The sequence below is a fragment of the Acidovorax sp. FW305-C-20-28 genome (assembly GCF_058783375.1).
Genome location: NZ_JBYSYM010000055.1, coordinates 1 through 23,373, shown reverse-complemented (window position 1 = coordinate 23,373; position 23,373 = coordinate 1). Strand labels below are relative to the sequence as shown.

The following is a 23,373-nucleotide window of genomic DNA, read 5'->3' as shown; positions in this document are numbered from 1 at the left end:
TCGCCCTCCGGGCGATGGGGGACGCAGACTGGGGGCCGCCTTCTCTTTGGTGACTTTCTCTTGGCGGCCCAAGAGAAAGTTACTGCGCCGCCGGGCGCACATCCCGGCCTCCGCCATCAAACAAGGCATACAGCAACTACCAACACCAGAGGCCAAACGTCAAGCAACGATCCAAGAAGCATCCGCCAGTGCGGACACACCGCTGAGCCTGACCAGGCTGTCGTTCACACCCAGCGCAGCCACGCTGTCATTCACCAGGATGTAGGTGTCGACCCCGTAACGGAAGGCAATGGCCTTGTTGGCGCCCGCCGTGGTGGCGGCCAAGGCTGCAGCGTCGAGCAAGGACGACGATTCAGAGATACCAGCCAGTTGCAGGCTGGTCGGCACAGCCTTTGCAGTCGGAGTTTCGGCCGTCAGCGCCAGCCTGTCGGTCCCGCTCACGAAGTCGGTCACGACGATGGCAGACCCGCCAAGCCCGGCGGAGAAACTGGTGTCCAGGTCCTTGGCGGCGGCACCCGCCAGGCCGGTGAGGTTCAGCGCATCGGCGCCGCCACCCAGGGTGATGCTGTGGGCATTGGCGGCGCCCACGGTGATCGTGTCAGCTCCGTCTCCCGCGGCGATGGTCACCTGGGCGCCAGAGGCATCGTTGATGACAAAGGTGTCTGCCCCCTTGCCGCCCGTGATGGTAACGGCCCTCTGCGTAGTGGCAAACGCCAGGGACAGCGCGCCGGTCAGCGCAGAGGCATCGATCACCGAGACCTGGGCACCCACCACGGTGGTCTTCAAGGCCTGTTCGCCGGTGAGCACGATCTTTTCGGCCGCGTTGGCGGTGATCCTGGCTGTATTGGCGGCTCCGTCCGTTGAACTGACCACCTGGCTCCTGACGTTCAGGTGCTCAACCGCGTCCACGATCACCTCATCATTGCCAGCAGCCCTGAAGAGCACCAGGTTCGCAGTGTCTGCGCCACCGCTGGTTCCCGCAAACACCACCGTCAGTGCGCCGCTCCCGCCGCTGCCAGTGGTATTGCGGATACCGACGGTGGTGGCCAGGTCCACGCCGTCAAACTCGGCAGGACCTGCTGCGGACTCCCGCCACAGCTCCGTGATGCCGGTTGCGCTGGACACCCCGAACTTCGAGTTTGCTCCCGCCTGGATGAACACCCTTTCGATGCTTTGCAGCGTGGGCGCAACGGTTGCACCCGCGACCAGCGTGGCCCTGAGCGTGTCCATCCCGCCAGCGCCATCGATAGAGTCGGCGGTGGACAGGAAGCCGGCAGTAGCCGCCAGAATGGTGTCGTCATAGGCCGTTGTCTTGAATTTGGCCTGCGCAGCCAAAGGCGATATGGCGTCTGCTTCCGCAGTGAGCGACAGCGTCACACCCTTAGGGAGATCGGGCCCGGGCGGCACGGCTCCCCCGAAATTCGCAGGGTTGCTTGAATAGATGTACGAGGTGGTCACTTCGTCGTTCCATTTCACCGCCGCCGCCGAATAGACGGACAGATCACCGGTGGCGTTTTCAAGCCCCGAGAGGATGCGCCCCAACTGCAGTGCAACGATGCCCACATTGGCCTTGCCGACAGACACAAGATAGTCCCGCAATGCAGTCTGCAAGCCCGCATTGGGCAGCACGCCCAGGTTCATCAGCAGCTTGGCGGACAGCGCATCCTCGGTCAGCGCAGTAAAGCCGGCGCCGAACCGCTGGGCAAAGGCCGTGATGCCGATGGGCTCGACCGCCGCCACCTGGTTGACATAGACAGCGTTCGCGGGAGACTGGTCGTTGAACGCCCGGTTGAGCATGGTGACGTCGGCATAAGTGCCAGAAACTTGGACAGGCATCCATTCCTCCCTTGGTGTTGTGATGAGCCCTGTGAGCCTAAGGTGCGCCCCGCCCTTTGGGTGTGGCGGGGATCACAAAGAAACCTTTGGAAACCAGGCGCTGCCCTCCCTCCCGCGCAGGAGATCCGCGGACAGCCCGCCGTGACCACACCACGCGGCACATCGCGCGGCCACGGTCATCCAGGAGTTCCCTCAGGCAGAGGACCACGAGGCATCGGCCAATGCCGCTACGCCCGTGAGCTTGACCAAGCTGTCATTCGCGCCCAATGCAGCCACGTTGTCATTGACCAGGAGGTAGGTGTCCGCACCGTAGCGGAAGGCAATGGCTTCGTTGGCGCCTGCAATGGTTGCCGCCAATGACACGGCATCCAGCAGGGAAGTTGCTGCAGCCATGCTGGCCAGTTGCGCATCGCTCGGGGCTACCTTGGCCGTCGAGGAGGCGCCATGCAGCTGGATCACATCGGTGCCGCTCGAAAAGCCCCGCACCTCGATGGCCGATGCGGCCAGAGTGGCTGCCGTGCTGAGGTTGATGTCCTTGGCCTCAGTGCCTGCCAGGCCGATGATGTTCAGTGTGTCCGCCCCGTCACCCAAGGTGATCTTGTGGGCGGCCAGGGCGTTGACCGTCACGGCGACCCCGCTGGTGCCAGCGAGTGTCAGACCCAGGGCCTTGCCCAATGTCGTTGCATCGATCACGGACACCTGGGCACCTGCCACGGTGGTGGTCAGGGCTTGGTCGCCCGAGATGACCACTTTTTCCGCCTGGGCTGCAGTGATTCGGGCACTGTTGACCGTGGTGCCAATCAAGGTCCCTGTCGTGCTCCTGACGCTCAGGTTTTCGATGCCCGCCACAATGATTGCATCGTTGCCCGTGGAGTCGGCCAAAACGATGCTGGCAGCGTCCGCTGGACCCGAGACGTCCGTGAAGTTCACGGTCAAGGTGCCGCCCGACGAGGAGTTCTGGATGCCAATGGCGGTTCCCAGGGCCACGCCCGAGAACGTGGCCGTGGTATTTGCTTCATTGATCCAAAGCTCCGCCAGCCCGATGGTGCCCGCCGCACAAAATTCGGCGCCCGCCCCGGCGGTGAGGTAGACCGCTTCAACACTGCGCAACACTGGGGCTACAGTGGCACCAGCGGACAGGGTCGCCCTCAGGGTGTCAACGCCCTCCGCTCCGTCGACGGCATCGGCGCTGGAGAGGAAACCCGCAACGGTTGCAAAAATGGTGTCATTCTCGGCAGTGGTCTTGAACCGGACATCTGCCGCGGCAGGCGATACCGCATCGTCGCCGGAGGTCAGCGTAAGGGTGACGCCCCATACAGGAACATTGGGCACTGCCCAGACGTTGGCAGGGTCGCTTGAGTGGGCATGGGACTCCACCAGTTCCTTGTTCCAAGCAGCGGCTGCGGCATTGAACACGGCCTGATCGCCCGTCGCATGCTCCAACCCCGAAAGAATCTGGCCCAACTGTAGGGCCACAATGCCCACATTCGCCTTGCCCACGGACACGATGTAGTCCCGCAAGGCAGTCTGCAGGCCTGCATTGGGCAGCACGCCCAGATTGCCAAGCAGCCTGGCGGACAACTGGGCTTCCGTCTGGCTGGAAAAGCCGAGACCACGGCCAAATGACAGCGCAAACGCTGGGATGCCGATCGACGCGGCCATTGCGACCTCGTTGTTGTACACCGCGTAGGCAGGTGACTGGTCGTTGAACACCCGGTTCAGGATCGTTGTGACAACGAGGGGATCATCAAGAAAGTTCTGTGCCATCAAAAGCTCCGCAAACGGCCGATCAGGCCGAGGTCCATGAGGTTTCAGCCAGCGCCGTCACGCCAGTCAGCTTGACCAGGCTGTCGTTCACACCCAGTGCAGCCGCGGAGTCGTTCACCAGGATGTAGGTGTCCGCACCGTAGCGAAAAGAGATGGCCTTGTTGGCGCCTGCCGTGGTGGCAGCCAACAACGCGGCTTCCAACAGCGAAGCCGATGCAGCAATGCTGGCAAGGTCCGTGGCGCCGGGTGCCGCCTTGGCCGTTGCCTTGGCGCCATCCAGTTGGATCGAGTCGGTGCCGCTGGCAAAGCCGGACACTTCGATGGCCGAAGCAGCCAGCGTGGCCGCCGTGCTGAGGTTGAGGTCTTTGGCCTCAGTGCCTGCCAGGCCGATGATTTTCACGGTGTCGGCACCGGCACCCAGGTTGATCGTGTGCGCAGCCTGGGCGTTGAGCGACACGACAACGCCATTCGAGCCTGCGAGCGTCAGCCCCAGGGCCTTGGTCAGTGCCGTTGCATCGACCCCGGTCACCTGCGCGCCGGTCACCGTGGTGGTCAAGGCCTGGTCGCCGAGGATGACGATCCCTTGCGCCTGGGCCGCACTGATCTTGGCCTGGTTGGCCGTGGTGGCGGCCACCGTGCCGGCGGTGCTTTTCACGGTCAGGAATTCGACGTTCGCCACGATGATCTCGTCATGGCCCGTGGCATCGGCCAGCACGACATGGGCGGAATCCGCCGGGCCTGAAGCGCCGGTGAAGTTCACTGTCAAGGCACCGCCGGCCAGGGAGTTCTGGATGCCTACGACGGTGTCCAGTTGGACACCCGAGAACGTGGCCGGGCCCTCGGCAGCATCGATCCGGAGTTCCTGCAGGCCGGAGGCACTGTGGGCATCAAATGCGGCCCCCGATCCTGCGGTGATGAAGATTTTCTCGATGTTGCGCAGTTGTGGAGCCACCGTGCTGCCAGCGGCCAGGGTCGCGATCAGCGTGTCGACACCCGCAGCGCCATCGATCGCGTCGGCCGTCGAAAGAAGCCCCGCCGTGCGCGCAAGAATGGTGTCGTTGTTGGCCGTGGTCTTGAATTTGGCCTCGGTCGCTGCCGGCGATACCGCATCGTCGCCGGACGTCAGCACAATGGTGATGCCCGTGACAGGCATCTCAGGCTCCCCCCCGGTATAGCCGGTGTTGGCAGGATTGCTGGAGTAATGGTAGGAGTCCACCAGTTCCTTGTTCCAAGCTACCGCTGCCGCATTGAACACGGCCTGGTCGCCCGTGGCATGTTCCAGCCCCGATAGGATCTGGCCCAGTTGCAGGGCGACGATGCCGACATTGGCCTTGCCCACCGCTTCGAGGTAATCCCGCAAGGCGTTCTGCAGGCCCGCGTTGGGCAGCACGCCCAGGTTGCCCAGAAGCTTGGTGGACAGGGCATCTTCTGTCATACCGGCAAAGCCCGCACCGAACGACAACGCGAAAGCCTGAACACCGTTCGCAGCAACCCAGGCCAACTGGTTGTTGTACACCGTGTAGGAAGGCGACTGGTCATTGAACACCCGGTTCAGGATCGTCGTGACGACGTAGGGCTCATCGAGAAAATTCTGTGCCATCAAAAGCTCCGTAAAAGACCGATCAGGCCGAGGTCCACGAGGCATCGGCCAAGGCCGTCACTCCGGTCAGCTTGATCAGGCTGTCGTTTTCACCCAGCGCAGCCGCCCCGTCGTTCACGAGGATGTAGGTGTCTGCCCCATAGCGAAAGGCAATGGCCTTGTTGGCGCCCGCCGTGGTGGCGGCCAGGGTTGCTGCGACCAGCAGTGAGGAAGATGCTGCGATGCTTGCCAACTCGGCATTGCCGGGCGCGGCCTTGGCCGCAATGCTGGCACTGGCCAGTTGGAGCACATCGGTACCGCTCTGGAAACCAGCCACCTCGATGGCCGAAGCGGCCAGCGTGGCCGAGGTGCTGATGTCCATGTTCTGGGCCGTCATGCCCGCCAGGCCGGCGATGGACACTGTATCTGCGCCAGCACCCAGGGTGACTTTGTGCACGGCCAGCGAGTTCAACGCAATGGAAACCCCCTGGGTTCCGGAAAGCGTCAGGTCCAGGGCCGCCATGTACATCCCCGAGGCGTCGATCACAGACAGCTTGGCGCCCGACACGGTGGTGGTCAGGGACTGGACGCCGCTGATCACGATCTTCTCCGCCTGCGCAGCAGTGATGCGGGCATGGTTGGTCGTGGTGGCCGCCACGCTGCCTGCCGTGCTCTGTACATGCAAGGTCTCAACGCCAGCGACGATGATTTCGTCGTTGCCCGCAGCGTCTGCGAACACGATCTTGGCGGAATCGGCCGGTCCGCTGGCGCCCGCAAACTGCACGGTCAATGCGCCCCCCGCGCCGGAGTTCTGGACACCGACGGCGGTAGCCAGGCCCACCCCGGAGAAGGAGGCGGGGCCAGCGGCGGCATCGACCCGCAGTTCCGCCAGCCCGGTCGCACCGGCTGCGCTGAACTCGGCCCCTGCACCCGCGGTGATGAACACCTTTTCGACGCTCTGGAGCGTGGGCGCCACGGACGAGTCTGCCGCCAGGGTCGCCTTGAGGGTGTCGATGCCCAAGCCGCCATCGATGGAATCGGCACTGGACAACATGCCACTGAGAGGGGCCAGGATCGTGTCACCCCAGTTGCTGGTCTGCGCGGAAGAGATGGTGTCATCGCCTGCTGTCAGCGACAAGGTTCGGCCAAAGTCGCCGATGGGGCCCGCGGGTGACGGCACGACGTTGGCGGGATTGGCTGAATACAGGAACGAAGCCTCCAGTTCGGCATTCCATGCCACCGCGGCGGCCTTGTACCCAGCCATGTCGCCCGTGGCATTCTCAAGGCGCGACAAGATATCGCCCAATTGCAGGGCAACGATGCCGACGTTGGCCTTGCCTACGGAAACCAGATAGTCCTTGACGGCTGCTTGCAGACCGGCATTGGGCAACACCCCGAGATTGCCCAGGATCTTGGTGGACAGCTCGTCCTCCGTCAGGCTCGCAAAGCTGGTCCCGAACTGCAGAGCGAAAGCGCTGCTCCCGAGAGAGACGAGTTGCGCCTCTTGGGTGCTGAACATGGCATAGGAGGGGGACACATCGTTGAACGCCCTGTTCAATATGGTAACGGCCTGGTCCAGGAAGATGGTCTGAGGCATCACAAACTCCATGGCAACAAAGATGCGTGGAGCCTAGGGGCAGGCACGACAGCGCCGTGTGTCAACAATCACATAAAAACATTTTGCAACCCAATATGAAACGCTTCCAGTGAAGCCCGTGCACGCGGGCTTCACTGCACGCCGCAGCTCAAGCGGTTGCAGCCGTGATCGAATCCAGCGGCCAGCGCGGCTTCACATCAAACGCGTATTCGGTCGAGGCCTGCTGCTGCCCCGACTCCAGGCGCATCGCAGCGGCCATGGCGATCATGGCGCCGTTGTCGGTGCACAGGTGCAGCTCGGGGTAGTGCACGCGCACCTTGTTTTTGGCGCAGGCTTCGTTGAGCTGTTTGCGCAGGTGGCGGTTGGCGCCAACGCCGCCGGCCACGACCACGCGCTTCATGCCGGTCTGCTTGATGGCCGCCAGGGTCTTCTTCACCAGCACCTCGACGATGGCGGCCTCGGTGCTGGCGGCCAGGTCGGCCTTGCGGGGTTCGAGTTCATCGCCGAGCTTCTTCGCCTGGGTGAGCACGGCGGTCTTCAGGCCCGCGAACGAGAAATCCAGGTCGCCGCTGTGCAGCAGCGGGCGCGGCAGCTTGAAGGCTGCAGGGTCGCCCTGCTCGGCCAATTTCGACAGTGCAGGCCCGCCGGGGTAGCCCAGGCCCATGAGCTTCGCCGACTTGTCGAAGGCCTCGCCGGCCGCGTCGTCGATGGTTTCGCCCAAAATCTCGTAGTGGCCCACGCCGTCCACACGCATGAGCTGGGTATGGCCGCCGGAGACCAGCAGCGCGACGAAGGGGAACTCGGGCGGGTCGGCGCTCAAAAAAGGCGAGAGCAGGTGCCCCTCGAGGTGGTGCACGCCCAGCACGGGCTTGCCCAAAGACGCACCCAGGGCGCAAGCCACGCCCGCGCCCACCAGCAACGCGCCGGCCAGGCCCGGGCCACGCGTATAGGCCACCACGTCCACATCGGCCAGGTGCTTGCCCGATTCGCCCAGCACCTGGGTCGCCAGGGGCAGCACGCGACGGATGTGGTCGCGGCTGGCGAGTTCGGGCACCACGCCGCCATAGGCCTGGTGCATTTCGATCTGGCTGTGCAGCGCATGCGACAGCAGTGCGGGCACCTGGCCGTCCGTGCGCGTCTCCACCAGGGCCACGCCGGTTTCATCGCAGGAAGACTCAATGCCCAGTATCAACAACGTCATGCCCTCAAGTGTAGAGGCCCTGCGCCCGCCGCGAGGCGCCACAATCGGACAACCCCACGCACTGCACGCCTCCCGCCCCTCCATGGCCGACGCCCTCCACTTCCATTCGCCCCAGACGGCGCAGATGCTGCTCATGGCCCAGCAGGTACGCGCCTGGGAGCGCGTGGCGCCCGCCGAGTACCAGGCCCTGCAGCAGCGCCAGCTGCACACGCTGATGCGCCATGCCCACCAGCATTCGCCCTTCTGGCGCCAGCGGCTGGAAGCGGCCGGCTGGCCTGCATCGCCGCACACGGTGCTAGCCCGCCTGCCTGTGCTCACGCGCGCCGACCTGCAGGCGCACTTTGCCGACGCCCGTGCGCGCTGGCCCGGGCTCAGGGACGAGGATGTGGCCGCCTCCGTCACCTCGGGCTCCACTGGCGAGCCAGTGCGTGTGGAAAAAGCCAGCGCCATGTACTCGCCCCTGTATGCGGCCATTTCCTGGCTCGAAGCCCAGTGGCACCAGCGCGATGCCCGAGGCAAGATCGCCGTGCTGGGCACGGGCCTCACCGATGGCACGCAGGACACCTGGGGCGACATGTACGCCGCCATGGGTCTGCGCGGCCCCTGCGTGCTGCGCAATATCACCCAGCACGGCATGGAATCGCACCTCGAGTGGCTGCTGCAGGAGCAACCCGACTACCTCAAGTGCAGCCCGTTTGCCGCGGCCGAACTGGCGCGCATGGCGCTTGCGCGCGGCGTGCAGCTGTCCATCCGGCAGGTGATCTCGCAGTCCGAGCGCGTCACACCGGCCCAGCGCGCCCTGTGCCGGCAGGCCTTTGGCGCAACCATCATCGACCGCTACTCCTGCGAGGAGACGGGCTGGATCGCCTTGCAGTGCCCCACGCACGAACACCTGCACCTGCTGGGCGCGACCACGCTCATGGAGATCGTAGATGACGACGGCAGCCCCTGCCCTGTGGGTGTGTCGGGCCGGGTGCTGGTGACCAGCCTGCACAGCTTTGCCATGCCCATCCTGCGCTACGAGCTGGGCGACATCGCCGAGTGGGGCCCGACCTGCGGCTGCGGCATGGTGTTGCCTGTGATCGCGCGCATGGGCGGCCGCACCCGGCACCTGGTGCACACCGCACGGGGGCCCCTGCCCATGCCCTTTCTGGGTGATGAACTGGGCCGCATCGAATCCATCCGCGCGTTTCGCATGCGCCAGTACGCGGACGGCACGCTGCAGCTGCAGATCGAGGCGCCCCAGGCGCTCACGGCCGGCGAACACGCCGCCGTGCGTGCCGTGTTCGCCGCCAATGGCATGGCCGACCTGCCGCTGCATGTGGAGCAGTTGGAGCGCATCGACTGGCCTGCCGGGCGCAAGCGCGAGGAGTTCGAGCGCGTGGACCGCCTCTTCACACCCGCCAGCCCGACCTGACTGCGCTTGCTTACTGCGGCCAGACCTTGCCCTTGTTCACAAAGGCAGCGCTGCCGGCCCGGTAGCCGAAGTAGACCTCGACATTGGCTGCCCGCATCTCGGCTTCGGTGAAGTCCAGCGAGGGCTTGAACTGCAGCGTGGCAGCGTTGGTCACCTGGCTCGCAAAGGCAATGCCCTCGGTGTCTGCCGGCACCTGGCTGGTCCAGGTGCCATCGCCCTTGCGGAAGAACCACAGGTCTGGCGTGGAGCCCGTGGCCGGAATGCGCGCCGCCACCCAGGCGCTGATCTTGGGGTTGGCTGTGACGTCGGCGGCAGCCTGCGCCAGGGTGATGCCCAGTTGCAGCGGCTGGCCGGCCGTGGACAGCACGGCCGTCGACACCGTGGCGACCGCCGAGGCCTGGCCGCTCGCCTGCTGGTCCGTGGTGCTGCTGGTGCCCACGGCAGGGCTCGGGCCCTCCACCGGGTCGGGGTAGGTCGAGCTGGTCCAGGTGATCGCCGCATAGCCGGCCGCGTACCGGGCCATGTCCACGTCGATGGCGCCCTGCACGTCGTACAGCGGACTGCCGTTGATCTGGCGGATGTAGAGCCAGTTGCCCTGGCTCGTGCTGCCCTTGTTCGCATCGAGCTGCCCGCCGACGAAGCGCACCGTGCCACCGCCGTCATGCACCACCAGGTGGTCGTCACCCGGCTCGTTGACCAGGCGCGCGAACGTGGTGTCGATGTGCTCGGTGGCCTGCACGTTGGCGTACTCCGCGGCGCTCAGGGCCGCTTCGCGCACCGGTGCCGCGCCGTAGCGCAGTGCAAAGGCCGCTTCGGTGCGCTGGGGCGCATAGCCCGAGAACATGAACGAGCGGGTGCCTGCAGGGATGAAGACCTTGAATTCCTTGTACTGCAGCTGGTAGTTGGTGAACTCGGGCAGCGCCAGCGATCCACCGCCAGGGAAGGCGCAGCCGCCCGTGGCATAGCCGATGGCGCAGCCTGTGACCCCCTCGGGCGCGTACTGCTGCTTGAAACCGATCTTGCTGTCGAAGGTGTAGTTGTAGGTGCCGGCGGCCGGTGGCAGCGCGATCTTGAGCGCCGACTGGTGCAGCGAGACGAAATTGGCGGCGTGGGCCCACGGGGCCAGCACAGAAAGGCACAGAACAAGCAGAAACCGCATTGAAAACCACTCCAGGAACAGACGACGGACAGCCCAAAAAAGAAGCGCCCCCTGAACGCCACGAGAACCAGGCTCGCGGCGTTCGCAAGGGCACTTCACCATTCGATTATAAAAAATAACTTTTTTACAAGCTCCGCCATGCGGGTGGAGCCGACAGGTGCAGGCGCGCCCCGCAGCGCCAGGCACACGGGGCGAGACTCTGAGGGACGATCCTCCGGGAAGTTCCGGTAAAGATCCGAGCGTTACACCTGTGAGCGCAGGCCAGCCTGCTGCGCCCTGCGCGCCGCCAGCAGCTGCTGCACCATGGACGAGAGGGGCGTGGTCTGGGTGTCGAAGCGCGATTCGGGTGCGCCTGGCACCTCGTAGGCCCCATCCAAGCCGGTCAGGCCGGTGATCAGCCCGGCCCTGGCACGCGCGTACAGGCCCTTGGGGTCGCGGCGGGCGCATTCTTCCACGGGCGTGCTCAGGTGGATCTCATGGAATTCGCCGGGCGCAAACAGGGCACGCACGCGCTGGCGGTCTGCCTCGAAGGGGGAGACAAAGGCGCACACCACGGTCAGGCCGTTGTGGGCCATCAGGCGCGCCACCTCCCCGGCGCGGCGGATGTTCTCGGCCCGGTCGGCGGCCGACAGCCCCAGGTCCGAGCACAGGCCCTTGCGCAGCTCATCGCCGTCGAGCACGCAGGCCCGGCCACCGGCCTGCTGGAGGGCATCGGCCAGCGCGGTGGCCAGGGTGGTCTTGCCTGCGGCCGGCAGGCCGGTGATCCAATAGACGAGAGGGGCGGTCAAACAGGGCTCCTGCGTGGGCGGGGGGGAGTCAACAAGGTGCTTGTGCTCCTACTGTATGCCAGCCACGGCCCTGCCAGGCACCGAAAGTGGCACCCCGGCCTCCCCGGGCCCTCCCTTCTTACCAGCGGTCCGAGCGCATGCGCAGTTCCCACCCACCACCGCGCAGCTCGTACACGCCCACGGCGCCGTAGCGCTGCTCACCCTTGTCGTCCCAGGTCATGGTGCCGATCACCGGGGCATAGCCGTTGATGCTGTGCATGGCCTTGGTGATGTCCTTGGGCGCGGCGGACTTGGCCTTCTGGATCGCGGCGGACAGCACGTAGGTGCTGTCGTAGCTGTAGTGGCCGCCATAGGCCGGGGCCTTCTTGAACTCGGCCACGTACTTTTCGAGGAAAGGCTTGCCGGTGGTGAATTCCTTGGCCTCCAGCACCGGCGAGGTGGCGTAGATGCCTTCCACGATGCCCGCGCCCTTGGCCATGTCGGTGGTCTTGATGGTGTCACCGCCCAGCAGGCGCACCTTGGTGTGGCCCGCCTTGCGCAGGGCCTCCAGCAGGGCGATGGCCTGGAAGTCGTTGAGCGTGGAGACGATCACCTCCACCCGGGCGGCCTTGAGCTCGCCGGCCAGGGCCTCGAAGTCCGTGGTCTTGTCGTCGAAGGACTTGCGCACCACGACCTCGCGCTTTTCGGCCTTGAGCTGCTCGGCCGCGCCGTCGGCCAGGCCCTTGCCATAGGGGGTGCCGTCGTCGAGCGCGGCATAGCGGCTGGCGCCCAGCTGCGTGGCCGCGAACGAGCCGATGGCCCGCGCCTGCAGGGTGTCGTTGGCCACCATGCGGAAGGTGGTGGGAAAGCCCAGCTGCGTGAACTTGGGGTTGGTGGAGATGGCGATCTGCGGGATGTCCTTGGCCGCGTAGATGGGAGCGGTCTCGATACTCACGCCCGAATTCAGGTGGCCGATGACCGCCACCACGCCGGCATCCACCAGCTGCTGGGCCACGGTCTTGCCGGTGGCGGCGTCGGCCTTGTCGTCCACCGAGACCACTTCCAGGGTCACGCGCTTGCCGTCCACGGTGTAGCCGCCCTTGTTGAGCTCGGCCACGGCCAGGTTCACCCCGTTGAGCAAATCCTGGCCCAGGGCGGCCAGGGGGCCGCTCAGGGGCTGGGCCACCCCGATCTTGATGGTGTCGGGCACTTTGCCGCAGCCCGCCAGCAAGGCGGTGGCGGCCACGGCGGAGAAGGCCAGGCTGGCCGAGAATCGGCGCCGGTCGATGGGCAGGTTCATGCAGGAAACTCCATATCAGTGTGTCAATGTGACCGGATGTATATGCGACGCCGCAAAGAGGCGCTATCGGGTATGCCCTCCCAATACACACTCTATTAGCAAGTTTCAGGCCCCCGCCGCCAGCGGCCCGCCAAAACCAGGGTAGACCCCGGTCTGCACCAGCCCGGCGCACCAATTTGTGGCGTAAATCTTGCTATGCTGACGGCATGAACGAGGCCTTGCGCATAGTGGTGGTCGCCCCCGATCTGGCGGTCACCGACCCCGATGACGAGCACGCCCTGCTGCAGGCAGAGCGCTCGCGGGCGCTGCGCATCGGCCTGCTGGAAAACAACTTCAACCTAGTGGCTACACTGCCGGCGGATGTGTTCCTGAGCGAGCGACTGGCCCAATTGCAGCCCGACCTCATCATCGTGGACGCCGAGAGCGAGGCCCGCGATGCGCTGGAACACGTGGTGATGGCCACGCGCAACGAGCGCCGCCCCATCGTCATGTTCACCAACGACGAGGACACCTCGCACGTGAAAGCAGCGGTGGCCGCCGGCGTGTCGGCCTACATCGTGGCCGGGCTGGCGCCCCAGCGCATCCGCCCCATCCTGGACGTGGCGATGGCGCGCTTCCAGCACGAGCAGGCACTGCGTGCCGAGCTCGCCGACGCCAAGACCGAACTCAAGGACCGCAAGACCATCGACCGCGCCAAGGGCCTGCTGATGGAGCGCCAGGGCCTGACCGAGCAGGCCGCGTACGAGAAGCTGCGCAAGACGGCCATGGACAAGGGCCTCAAGCTGGTCGACGTCGCACAGCGCATGCTCGACGTGGCCGATCTGCTGGGCTGACAGCCCCGCGGGCATCGCGCGCGACGCCGCCAACGCGCGGCGCACCACTCCTGCCCGCCCACCGCACTGCGCATGCCCGCGATGGTGCACCGCACAACACCTGTGCAGTCGAACCCGGTGCATGGCGCCTGCATCCCCATGGTGCATCTGCCAGAAACTCCTTTGAAACAAGGCTTCTTCGCTATCAAAAACATAGCAACATGGCGAGCAAGAAGGCTGGCACGGCGCTTGCATTACCGGGACAAGACCAACGAAGGTCTTCGATGAGCGGTATCCATCCAATGGCGGGCGGGTACCCCTCGCCACCGGACAGAGGCGTCCCCACCCGCGCTTGGCACTGCGTGACTTTCTTTTTGAAGTTGCAGCAGCCCGGCGCCGGGGGGACGCCTTTTTTGTTTTTCAAGCCACCAGGGAAGCAACCATGACCGATCTGCTCAAAACCAGTCTCAACCGCCGCACCGTGCTGCAGGCCGCCACCGTGGGTGCCGTCGGCGTGAGCCCCGCCCTGCGCGCCCTCGTGCATGCACAGGGCTCGGACGCGCCCGAGAAGAAGGAAGTGAAGATCGGCTTCATCCCGCTGACCGATTGCGCCAGCGTGGTGATGGCCTCGGTGCTGGGCATCGACAAGAAATACGGCGTGACCATCATCCCCACCAAGGAAGCCAGTTGGGCCGGTGTGCGCGACAAGCTGGTCAACGGCGAACTGGACTTCGCCCACGTGCTCTACGGCCTGGTGTATGGCGTGCACCTGGGCATTGCCGGCCCCAAGAAGGACATGGCCGTGCTGATGAATCTGAACCACAACGGCCAGGCCATCACGCTGTCTAAGAAGCTGGCCGACAAGGGTGCCGTCAATGGCGCCGGCCTGGCCAAGCTGATGGCCAGCGAGAAGCGCGAATACACCTTTGCCCAGACCTTCCCCACGGGCACGCACGCCATGTGGCTGTACTACTGGCTGGCTGCACACGGCATCGACCCGATGAAGGACGCCAAGGTCATCACCGTGCCGCCACCGCAGATGGTAGCCAACATGCGCGTGGGCAACATGGACGGCTTCTGCGTGGGCGAGCCCTGGAACCACCGCGCCATCATGGACGGCATCGGCGTGACCGCCACCACCACCCAGGACATCTGGAAAGACCACCCCGAGAAGGTGCTGGGCACGACCTCGGAGTTCGTGCAGAAATACCCCAACACGGCACGCGCCGTGACCGCCGCCATCCTGGAGGCCGGCCGCTGGATCGACGAAGGCCTGGCCAACAAGAACAAGATGGCCGAGACCATTGCCGGCAAGGCCTACGTGAACACCGGTGTGGATGCCATCAACCAGCGCATCCTGGGCCGCTACCAGGACGGCATGGGCAAGACCTGGGACGACCCCAACCACATGAAGTTCTACAACGACGGCGCGGTGAACTTCCCCTACCTGTCGGACGGCATGTGGTTCCTGACCCAGCACAAGCGCTGGGGCCTGCTCAAGGACCACCCCGACTATGCCGGCGTGGCCAAGGCCATCAACCGCACCGATGTCTACAAGCAGGCGGCCACCGCCTCCAAGACGCCGCTGCCCAAGAGCGAGATGCGCACGCACAAGCTCGTGGACGGCGTGGTCTGGGACGGCAAGGACCCCGCCAAGTACGCCGACAGCTTCAAGCTCAAGGCCTGAGCATCCACCGCCACCCGATCGCCCCACGTTCCCACCCGCACAGGAGATCCACCATGGTCAGTGCCGTTTTCCACTCCCCTCCCGCCGCACTGCCGGCCGATGCCGCGGCAGCGCCTGCCCGCAGCACGGCCGTGCAGGCCGAGGCCCGCAAGCCAGCCCCCGCCAGCGCACCCGCAACCCGCTCCCCGCGCGACTGGGCCGCGCTCTCGCGCAGCTTCTGGATGGCCGTGCTGCCGCCGCTGTGCGGCCTGGGCCTGCTCATCGGCCTGTGGGCCGTGGTCTCCACCACCACCGGCGGCAACATCCCCAGCCCGCGTGAAACCTGGACGCAGGCCGTGGAGATCTTCAGCAACCCGTTCTACCGCAACGGCCCCAATGACCAGGGCGTGGGCTGGAACGTGCTGATGTCACTGGAACGCGTGGCCGTGGGCTTCGGGCTGGCGGCGCTGGTGGGCATTCCCGCCGGCTTCGTGATCGGGCGCTTTTCCTTCCTGTCGTGCATGTTCAACCCGCTGATCAGCCTGCTGCGCCCGGTCTCGCCGCTGGCCTGGCTGCCCATCGGCCTGCTGGTGTTCAAGGGCGCCAACCCGGCGGCCATCTGGACCATCTTCATCTGCTCCATCTGGCCCATGGTCATCAACACCGCCGTCGGTGTGCAGCGCGTGCCGCAGGACTACATGAACGTGGCCCGCGTGCTCAACCTGTCGGAGTGGAAGATCGCCACCAAGATCCTGTTCCCCGCCGTGCTGCCCTACATGCTGACCGGCGTGCGCCTGGCCGTGGGCACGGCCTGGCTGGTGATCGTGGCCGCCGAGATGCTGACCGGCGGCGTGGGCATCGGCTTCTGGGTCTGGGACGAATGGAACAACCTGAACGTCAAGAACATCATCATCGCGATCTTCGTGATCGGCATCGTGGGGCTGGCGCTGGAGTTTGCGCTCATCAAGCTGGCCACCGCATTCACATTCGAAGAGGTGAAGGCATGAACACCACCGCAGCACACGCATCCCATTCCACGAAGTTCATCGAGGTTCACGGGGTCGAGCAGACCTTCAAGACCGCCAAGGGCCTGTTCCCGGCGCTCAGGGACATCCACCTGACCATCGCCAAGGGCGAGTTCGTGGCCCTGATCGGCCACTCGGGCTGCGGCAAGTCGACGCTCCTGAACCTGATCGCCGGCCTGACCACGCCCACGGCCGGCGCCCTGCTGTGCGCCAACAAGGAGATCAAGGGCCCCGGCCCCGAGCGCGCCGTGGTGTTCCAGAACCACTCGCTGCTGCCCTGGCTGACCTGCTTCGACAACATCTACCTGGCCGTGGAGCGGGTGTTCGGCGGCCGCGAGAACAAGGCCCAGCTCAAGGCCCGCACCGATGCCGCGCTGGCCCTGGTGGGCCTGACGCATGCAGGCCAGAAACGCCCCGGCGAGATCTCGGGCGGCATGAAGCAGCGCGTGGGCATCGCCCGCGCCCTGTCGATGGAGCCCCAGGTGCTGCTGATGGACGAGCCCTTCGGCGCCCTGGACGCCCTCACGCGCGCCAAGCTGCAGGACGAGCTGCTGGAGATCGTGGCGCGCACACAGAGCACCGTGGTCATGGTGACGCACGACGTGGACGAGGCCGTGCTGCTGTCCGACAAGATCGTGATGATGACCAACGGCCCTGCCGCCACCATCGGCGAGGTGCTGCAGGTCGACCTGCCGCGCCCGCGCAAGCGCGTGGAGCTGGCCGAAGACCCGCAGTACGTGCACTACCGCAAGGCGGTGATCGATTTTCTCTACACGCGCCAGGGGCACGTCGAGAAGGCAGCCTGACACCCCGCGCCGCGAGGCGCGGCCGCAAGCACACGCGCCCAAGGCGCTGGCCGGCCCCGGTCAGCGCCTTTTTTGCAGGCTCAGTGCGTGCCTGTGATGTACTGCTCCAGCTGTTCGATGATGAATTTCTGCTCGGAGATGATGTCCTTGACCAGGTCACCGATGGAGATCATGCCCACGAGCTTGCCGTTGTCCACCACGGGCAGGTGGCGCAGGCGGCCGGTGCTCATGATCTGCATGCACTGCTCGCTCGACTGGTCGGGCCGCACGAAGCGCACGGCCGTGGTCATCACGTCGCGCGCCAGCGTGGCGGCCGAGGTGCGGCCCAGGAGCGCGATCTTTCGCGCATAGTCGCGCTCGGTGAAGATGCCCACGATGGCGTCCCCCTCGGTGACCACCAGCGCACCGATGCCCTTGTCGGCCATCAGCTGCAGGGCCGAGAGCACCGAGTCGGTGGGCCGGATGGTGTGCACGGTGGTGTCAGGCTTGGACTGAAGAATCTTGGCTACGACGGTCATGGAAACCTCCCTCTGAGAGACGTGGATCGGGCACACGGCCATTTCAGCCCATCTGCCCTGCCAGCGCAACCGCTAAGCAGCATGCGCGCGCGCCACTGATGTTTCTGCGCTGTTGCATTGCCCGGCGGTCGAAACAAATCGAAAAGAAACGAAACCGCGACGAGACCCCCGCTACGGGTTAACCCGGCACGATACACCCATGTTCAACGCGCTGGCTCTCTCGGGAACAAGCCTGCTGGACACCGCAGGGACTCTGTGGATTGTTTCTGATACCGGAACAGTTAATTGGCGACTGAGTGGTTTTTCATTGAACACCCCAGGCGTACAGTTCAACCCATCGATGAGCCGAACCCGCAAGGCGACTCACCGAACCCGGTTCAGCAGCTTGTTTGCATCGCAGCCGTTCCGGTTTTTTTGAGACGCTTTTTTTACTGCCAAAGGATTTCATCATGAACACGACCGCACGCTTCCTCTCCATCGCCGCTGTTGCCGCTTTCGCATCGTTCGGTGCCCAGGCTGACGAAGCCGACGCTTCGCAATTCGCCACCAAGTTCGACACCAGCCGCACCCGCGCCGAAGTGATGGCCGAAGCCTCTTCGATCGCCAAGACCCGCAGCCTGGAGCCCGCTGGCTCCCGCGTGGTGAGCTACAGCTCCACCGCCGACCGCGCTGCCGTGAGCGCCCAGGCCGCCAACGCCGTGCGCACCGGCCAGATCCCTGCCGGCGAAATCGGCTCGCTGTAACTCGCATCCAGTTTGCGATCAGCCCCGTATTCAGCAGTACCTCGTCTTCATTTTTTGATACTTCACAGGAGTTTCACCATGAACACCACCGCACGCTTTCTGTCGATTGCCGCCGTTGCCGCTTTCGCCTCCTTTGGTGCCCAGGCCGATGAGGCCGATGCCTCCCAGTTCGCCACCAAGTTCGACACCACCCGCACCCGCGCCGAAGTGATGGCCGACGCCGCCACCGTGGCCAAGACCCGCAGCACCGAGCCAGCCGGCTCGCGCGTCGTGTCCTACCAATCGACCGCCGACCGCGCTGCCGTGCAAGCCCAGGCCGCCGACGCTGTGCGCACCGGCAAGATCTCGTCGGGCGAACTCGGCTCGATGTAATCCGCCAGGCTGCAGCCCGCACTGCAGCCCATGCAAAAAAAGCCGGCGCCCCGCAAGGGGCGCCGGCTTTTTGCCGTCTGGAAGATGGATCGTGCTTACTTGCGTGCGGCCGCCACGGCGCCCTGCACTTCCTTCCACAGGTCTTCGCCCACATTGGTGGCGATGCTGGCGTTCACGGCGCCAAGCTTCTCGCGCATGCGGCTGGCTTCGGCAGACGACAGCTCGTTGACCTGCATGCCCTTGGCCTTGAGGTCGGCCAGCGCCTTGGCGGCTTCGTCACGCGTGTCCTGGCGCTCGAAGTCGCGGCTCTTCTTGGCGGCGTCGAGCAGCACCTTCTGCTCGGCCTTGGAGAGGCCATCCCAGTACTTCTTGCTGACCAGCACGATCCAGGGGCTGTAGACGTGGTTGGTCACGGTCAGGTACTTCTGCACCTCGTAGAACTTGCTCGACAGGATGGTGTTGTAAGGGTTCTCCTGGCCATCGACCGTGTTGGTTTCCAGCGCGGTGAACAGCTCCGAGAACGGCAGCGGCACGGCGTTGGCGCCCAGGGTCTTGAAGCTGTCGAGGAACACGTTGTTCTGCATCACGCGCAGCTTGATGCCGCTCATGTCTTCGAGCTTGGCCACGGGACGCTTGCTGTTGGTCAGGTTGCGAAAACCGTTCTCCCAGTACACCAGGCCCACGAGGCCCTTTTCCTGCAGCTTGTCCATCACCTTCTGGCCCACGGGGCCGTCGAGCACCACGTCGGCCTCCTTGGCGTTGTTGAACAGGAAGGGTGTGTCCCAGATCGCCATTTCCTTGGTGATGCCCACCAGCGTGGCGGTGGAGCCGACCATCATCTCCTGCGCGCCGCCGATCAGTGCCTGCTGCATCTGCAGGTCCGAACCCAGCGCAGCGGCGCCGATGGCGCGCACCTTCATCTTGCCGCCCGAGGCCTTCTCGACCTCCTGGGCGAACAGCTTGGTGGCGCGGCCCTGGTTGGACACCTCGTTGAGGCCATAGCCAAAGCGGATGATGCGCGGCTTGAAGTCCTGGGCGGCGGCCTGGAACGAGGTGGCGAAGGCGGCCACCGACAGGGCGGCCAGCAGGGTACGGCGGAAAGTCTTCATGGTTGTCTCCATTGTGGTGAGGGAGGGAGGGAACAAAGGGAAGGACATCAATTCAGGACGGCTCACCTCATCCAGTGGACGGGCGCGGTCACGATCTGCGGGAACACCACCAGCAGCGCCAGGATGAACACATAGGTGATGAGGAACGGGTTGACGCCCCTGATGACGCTGTGCATCGAGATGCGGCCCACCCCGGCCACCACGTTGAGCACCGTGCCCACGGGCGGGGTGATCAGGCCGATGGCGCCGTTGAGCACGAACATCAGGCCGAAGTAGATCGGATCGATCCCCGCCTTGACCGCGATCGGCAGCATCACGGGCGCGAAGATCAGGATGGTGGGCGTGAGGTCCAGCGCCGTGCCGATGAGCACCAGCACCACCATCATCACCGCCATCAAGAGGCGCGGGTTGTCCACCAGCGGGCCGAGCCAGCCGGTCAGCACGGTGGGCAGGTCGGCCAGGGTGATCATGTAGCTGGCCACCTGGGCGCCGGCGCACAGGAACATCACGATGGCCGTGGTCTTGGCGGCGCGCACGAGCACGCCGTAGATCTCGGGCACCTTCATCTCGCGGTGCACGAACAGGGCGATCACCAGGGCGTAGAAGGCTGCGACGACGGCCGCCTCGGTGGGCGTGAACACCCCGGACTTCATGCCGCCGATGATGATCAGCGGCATGAGCATGGCCCAGAAGGCCTTGAGGGTGGCGCGCAGGCGCTCGCGCAGGGGCAGCGCGGGCCGGCTGTCGGGCAGGTCCATGCCGCGCAGCACCCAGCGCCACGCAAAGATCAGGCCCACGCCCATCATCAATCCGGGCACGATGCCCGAGACGAACAGTGCCGAGATGGAGGTATTGGTGGTCACACCGTAGATCACGAAGGGCATGGACGGCGGAATGATGGGCGCGATGATCCCGCCCGAGGCGATCAGCCCGGCCGAGGTGTTCATCGGGTAGCCCTGCTGGCGCATCATGGGCAGCAGGATGGTGGCCAGCGCGGCCGTGTCGGCCAGGGCCGATCCGCTCATGCTGGCCATGAGCACCGCGGCGCCGATGGCCACGTAGCCCAGGCCGCCACGGATGTGGCCCACCCAGGCCTGCGCCATGTCGATGATGCGCCGGCTGATGCCGCCGGAGTTCATGAGCTCACCGGCCAGGATGAAAAACGGAACGGCCAGCAGGGGGAAGCTGTCGACCCCGGCCACGAGGTTCTGGGCCAGCAGTTGCGTGTCGAAGAAATCGAGCACCCAGGCCATGCCGGCGCCGGTGAGCACCAGGGCCAGACCCATGTTCATGCCCGTGCCCATGAACACCAGCATGCCCAGCGAGAAAACAATGAAAGCCTGTGCTTCGGGACCCATGTCCATCACTCCACTTCTGCGCCGTGACCGAGGTCCAGCGGCGTGCGTCGAACCAGCTCGATGAACGCCATCACAGCGATGGCCACCGAGCACAAAAAGGCGGGCAGCGGCAGCAGCGCGGCGGAATAGCCGAGCACCACCGAATGGCTGCCCAGGCCCACGACCACCTGCTGCCAGGCGCCCCAGGCCAGCATGGCGGAGGCGGCGATCACGAGTAGGCGAATCAGCGCCGTGAGCAGTGCAAAGGCCAGCGGCCGCCTGGCCAGGAGCCCCGCCAGGCTGGTGAAGGCCATGTGCTCGCCCGCGGGGTAGGCGGCCGCGGCACCGATGAACACCATCCAGACGAAGAGCAGGCGGGACAGCTCCTCACTGGCCACGATGCCGCTGCCAAAGCCATAGCGCAGCACCACGTTGACAAACACAGCGAGGGCCATGACGCCCAGGCAGGCCGCCATGAGCACCTGCGCCACTTTGGCAAAGGGACTGAGCGAGGCCGGCGCCGGGCCGGGATCGGGAAGGGAGTTGTCGGCACTCATGGGGCGGTTTCCTGGTGGGCGGTGGCAAGCCAGGCACAGACCTGGTCCTGCAGGGTGGCGATGGGCAAGAGCGCATCCAGGCGCTGCACGCCGGGCTCGCCCACGGGCGATTCCAGCGTGGCGAACTGGCTGTCCACCAGTGTCGTGGAAAAGAAGTGGGTGTTCACCCGGGCGGCCACGCGTTCGGCGGCATGGGCGCGGTCGATCTCCAGGAAGGCGAAGCGCACGCCGGGGCAGGCGGCGCGCAGGCGCTCGCGGTAGGCCTTCTTGAGGGCCGAGCAGGTGAGCACGGCGCCCCCGGCGTGGCCCTGCAGCAGCTGGCCCAGCGTGGCCAGCCAGCCTTCGCGGTCGGCGTCGGTCAGGGCGATGCCCTGGCGCATCTTCTCGCGGCTGACCAGGCTGTGGTGGTCATCCCCTTCGATCAGGGGCAGGCCCTGGGCCTGGGCGACGGCGGCGCCCAGGCTGGACTTGCCGCAGCCGGCCACGCCCATGACCACGAGGAATACCGGTGACGGCGAACGGTTCATATGGTAGCGCTATCCAACAAGCTTCAAAAAAACATCCCTGCGGGATGGCGGTGAAAAAACGGGAATCCAAGGAGAAAATGACACACTAGCGCACGCGCTGGCTTGCTCTGGCCCTTGGATAGCGCTATCCTAAATCCATCAGGCCATAACCACCCGAGGGAAAACCCTTGCCCAGACCCGAAACCCGGCGCCGCTCCAGCGGGCGCGTCACGCTCAGCCATGTTGCCGAGGCGGCCGGCGTGAGCCCCATCACCGCCTCGCGCGCGCTGCGCGGCGAGCGCGGCGTGGCCGACGAGCTGGTGCAGCGCGTGAAGGCGGCCGCCGCCCAACTGGGCTATGTGCCCGACCCCGCGGCCCGCGCCCTGGCCTCGCAGCGCAGCGTGCAGGTGCCGGTGCTCGTGCCCCTGCTGTCCAACGCGCTGTTCGTGGATGTGCTCGATGCCGTGCACCGCATCCTCTTTCCGCATGGCTACCAGGCCCTGATCGGCGTGACCCACTACGACCCCGACGAGGAGGAGCAGCTGCTGCGCACCTACCTCGCGCACCGGCCGGCCGGCCTGCTGGTCACGGGCTTTGACCGCACGGAGTCCGCGCGCCAGATGATTGCCGCCAGCGGCGTGCCCTGCGTGCACCTGATGGAGATGACCTCGGCCCCCGGCGTCTATTGCGTGGGCTTTTCGCAGCAGGACGCGGGCCACCGCATCACCGCCCACCTGCTGGAGCGCAGCCGCCGCCGCGTGGCCTTTGTCGCGGCGCAACTGGACCCGCGCACCATGCAGCGCGCCGAAGGCTACCGCCGCTGCCTCAAGGAAGCCGGTCTGTACGACCCACAGCTGGAGTTGCTGAGCCCGCAGCCCTCGTCCATTCGCCTGGGGGCCGAGCTGTTCGAGCAGATGCTGCGCACCCAGCCCGACGTGGACGCGATCTTCTTTTGCAACGACGACCTGGCCCAGGGTGGCCTGCTGGCAGCCCAGCGCCTGGGCATCGCCGTGCCGGGCCGGGTGGCGGTGGCGGGCTTCAACGACCTGGCCGGCAGCGACCAGATGCTGCCCACCCTGACCACCGTGCGCACGCCGCGCTCCTCGATCGGCGAGGCCAGCGCGCGCATGCTGCTGGCCCTGATGCGCGGCGAGGCACTCGAGCACAACTCGGTGAATTTGGGTTTCGAGCTGACCGTGCGCGAAAGCACGTAGGGCACTAACAGGCTGTTGAAATTCACCGCTTGCCACCGAAAGCCCCCCGCTTTAAGTTGCAGGCGCTCAGCAGACGGCTTGTTTG

General features: G+C 65.7%; 22 protein-coding genes. 9 read left to right on the top strand and 13 right to left on the bottom strand.

Annotated features, from left to right (window positions below; genetic code table 11):
* Positions 1–159: 159 nt before the first annotated feature.
* The 5 genes from AC3WOH_RS33325 to tsaD form a co-directional block, all read right to left on the bottom strand.
* Entirely contained in the window at positions 160–1,836 is a 1,677-nt protein-coding gene (locus AC3WOH_RS33325; protein WP_492233615.1) for a hypothetical protein, read from the bottom strand.
* Between the two features lie 192 nt (positions 1,837–2,028).
* Positions 2,029–3,603: a bluetail domain-containing putative surface protein gene (locus tag AC3WOH_RS33320; RefSeq protein ID WP_492233614.1), complete on the bottom strand. Its 1,575-nt coding sequence runs from the start codon at positions 3,601–3,603 to the stop codon at positions 2,029–2,031.
* Between the two features lie 22 nt (positions 3,604–3,625).
* Complete coding sequence (locus AC3WOH_RS33315) at positions 3,626–5,203, bottom strand: bluetail domain-containing putative surface protein (RefSeq protein ID WP_492233613.1); 1,578 nt, start codon at positions 5,201–5,203, stop codon at positions 3,626–3,628.
* Positions 5,204–5,225: 22 nt separating this feature from the next.
* Complete coding sequence (locus tag AC3WOH_RS33310) at positions 5,226–6,779, bottom strand: bluetail domain-containing putative surface protein (RefSeq protein ID WP_492233612.1); 1,554 nt, start codon at positions 6,777–6,779, stop codon at positions 5,226–5,228.
* Between the two features lie 148 nt (positions 6,780–6,927).
* Positions 6,928–7,980, bottom strand: a complete 1,053-nt coding sequence (gene tsaD, locus AC3WOH_RS33305) for a tRNA (adenosine(37)-N6)-threonylcarbamoyltransferase complex transferase subunit TsaD (protein WP_492233611.1) — start codon at positions 7,978–7,980, stop codon at positions 6,928–6,930.
* Between the two features lie 82 nt (positions 7,981–8,062).
* Here tsaD and AC3WOH_RS33300 point away from each other — a divergent pair, with 82 nt between their 5' ends.
* The gene (locus AC3WOH_RS33300; protein ID WP_492233610.1) at positions 8,063–9,397 is read left to right on the top strand and encodes a phenylacetate--CoA ligase family protein; all 1,335 of its coding nucleotides are present in this window, start codon (positions 8,063–8,065) and stop codon (positions 9,395–9,397) included.
* Positions 9,398–9,407: 10 nt separating this feature from the next.
* Here the strand turns inward: AC3WOH_RS33300 and AC3WOH_RS33295 are convergent, their stop codons facing one another.
* The 3 genes from AC3WOH_RS33295 to AC3WOH_RS33285 form a co-directional block, all read right to left on the bottom strand.
* The gene (locus AC3WOH_RS33295) at positions 9,408–10,556 is read right to left on the bottom strand and encodes a hypothetical protein (RefSeq protein ID WP_492233609.1); all 1,149 of its coding nucleotides are present in this window, start codon (positions 10,554–10,556) and stop codon (positions 9,408–9,410) included.
* A 242-nt stretch (positions 10,557–10,798) separates the two neighbouring features.
* Positions 10,799–11,344 (bottom strand): adenylyl-sulfate kinase, encoded by a 546-nt coding sequence (gene cysC / locus AC3WOH_RS33290; RefSeq protein WP_492233608.1) that lies wholly within the window; start codon positions 11,342–11,344, stop codon positions 10,799–10,801.
* Between the two features lie 118 nt (positions 11,345–11,462).
* Positions 11,463–12,623, bottom strand: coding sequence for a branched-chain amino acid ABC transporter substrate-binding protein (locus AC3WOH_RS33285; RefSeq protein ID WP_492233607.1), 1,161 nt, complete (start codon positions 12,621–12,623; stop codon positions 11,463–11,465).
* A 206-nt stretch (positions 12,624–12,829) separates the two neighbouring features.
* Between AC3WOH_RS33285 and AC3WOH_RS33280 the strand changes: the two genes are divergently transcribed.
* From AC3WOH_RS33280 to AC3WOH_RS33265, 4 genes are all read left to right on the top strand, one after another.
* Positions 12,830–13,456 (top strand): ANTAR domain-containing response regulator, encoded by a 627-nt coding sequence (locus AC3WOH_RS33280; RefSeq protein WP_184865467.1) that lies wholly within the window; start codon positions 12,830–12,832, stop codon positions 13,454–13,456.
* Between the two features lie 421 nt (positions 13,457–13,877).
* Positions 13,878–15,122: a CmpA/NrtA family ABC transporter substrate-binding protein gene (locus tag AC3WOH_RS33275; RefSeq protein WP_492233606.1), complete on the top strand. Its 1,245-nt coding sequence runs from the start codon at positions 13,878–13,880 to the stop codon at positions 15,120–15,122.
* Positions 15,123–15,175: 53 nt separating this feature from the next.
* Positions 15,176–16,108, top strand: coding sequence for a nitrate ABC transporter permease (ntrB, locus tag AC3WOH_RS33270; protein ID WP_492233605.1), 933 nt, complete (start codon positions 15,176–15,178; stop codon positions 16,106–16,108).
* A complete protein-coding gene (locus AC3WOH_RS33265) occupies positions 16,105–16,932 on the top strand; it encodes an ABC transporter ATP-binding protein (RefSeq protein WP_184865464.1) in 828 nt (275 codons plus the stop codon). The genes ntrB and AC3WOH_RS33265 overlap by 4 nt, the downstream gene beginning before the upstream one ends.
* A gap of 80 nt (positions 16,933–17,012) precedes the next feature.
* Here AC3WOH_RS33265 and AC3WOH_RS33260 read toward each other — a convergent pair whose 3' ends face one another.
* Positions 17,013–17,450: a CBS domain-containing protein gene (locus AC3WOH_RS33260; RefSeq protein ID WP_184865463.1), complete on the bottom strand. Its 438-nt coding sequence runs from the start codon at positions 17,448–17,450 to the stop codon at positions 17,013–17,015.
* A 199-nt stretch (positions 17,451–17,649) separates the two neighbouring features.
* Here AC3WOH_RS33260 and AC3WOH_RS33255 point away from each other — a divergent pair, with 199 nt between their 5' ends.
* From AC3WOH_RS33255 to AC3WOH_RS33245, 3 genes are all read left to right on the top strand, one after another.
* The gene (locus AC3WOH_RS33255; protein WP_492233604.1) at positions 17,650–17,868 is read left to right on the top strand and encodes a hypothetical protein; all 219 of its coding nucleotides are present in this window, start codon (positions 17,650–17,652) and stop codon (positions 17,866–17,868) included.
* A 31-nt stretch (positions 17,869–17,899) separates the two neighbouring features.
* Positions 17,900–18,193, top strand: a complete 294-nt coding sequence (locus tag AC3WOH_RS33250; RefSeq protein ID WP_492233603.1) for a DUF4148 domain-containing protein — start codon at positions 17,900–17,902, stop codon at positions 18,191–18,193.
* A 78-nt stretch (positions 18,194–18,271) separates the two neighbouring features.
* On the top strand, positions 18,272–18,565 hold the full coding sequence (locus AC3WOH_RS33245) for a DUF4148 domain-containing protein (RefSeq protein WP_492233602.1): 294 nt from the start codon (positions 18,272–18,274) through the stop codon (positions 18,563–18,565).
* Between the two features lie 95 nt (positions 18,566–18,660).
* Here AC3WOH_RS33245 and AC3WOH_RS33240 read toward each other — a convergent pair whose 3' ends face one another.
* The 4 genes from AC3WOH_RS33240 to AC3WOH_RS33225 form a co-directional block, all read right to left on the bottom strand.
* Positions 18,661–19,674, bottom strand: a complete 1,014-nt coding sequence (locus AC3WOH_RS33240) for a TRAP transporter substrate-binding protein (protein WP_492233601.1) — start codon at positions 19,672–19,674, stop codon at positions 18,661–18,663.
* Positions 19,675–19,736: 62 nt separating this feature from the next.
* Entirely contained in the window at positions 19,737–21,032 is a 1,296-nt protein-coding gene (locus AC3WOH_RS33235; protein WP_492233600.1) for a TRAP transporter large permease, read from the bottom strand.
* Between the two features lie 5 nt (positions 21,033–21,037).
* Entirely contained in the window at positions 21,038–21,568 is a 531-nt protein-coding gene (locus tag AC3WOH_RS33230) for a TRAP transporter small permease (protein WP_492233599.1), read from the bottom strand.
* Positions 21,565–22,059 carry a gluconokinase gene (locus AC3WOH_RS33225; RefSeq protein WP_492233623.1) on the bottom strand — a complete coding sequence of 165 codons (495 nt, stop codon included), beginning with the start codon at positions 22,057–22,059 and terminating at the stop codon, positions 21,565–21,567. The genes AC3WOH_RS33230 and AC3WOH_RS33225 overlap by 4 nt, the downstream gene beginning before the upstream one ends.
* A gap of 203 nt (positions 22,060–22,262) precedes the next feature.
* Here AC3WOH_RS33225 and gntR point away from each other — a divergent pair, with 203 nt between their 5' ends.
* Entirely contained in the window at positions 22,263–23,288 is a 1,026-nt protein-coding gene (gene gntR / locus AC3WOH_RS33220) for an HTH-type transcriptional regulator GntR (protein ID WP_492233598.1), read from the top strand.
* Positions 23,289–23,373 lie beyond the last annotated feature (85 nt).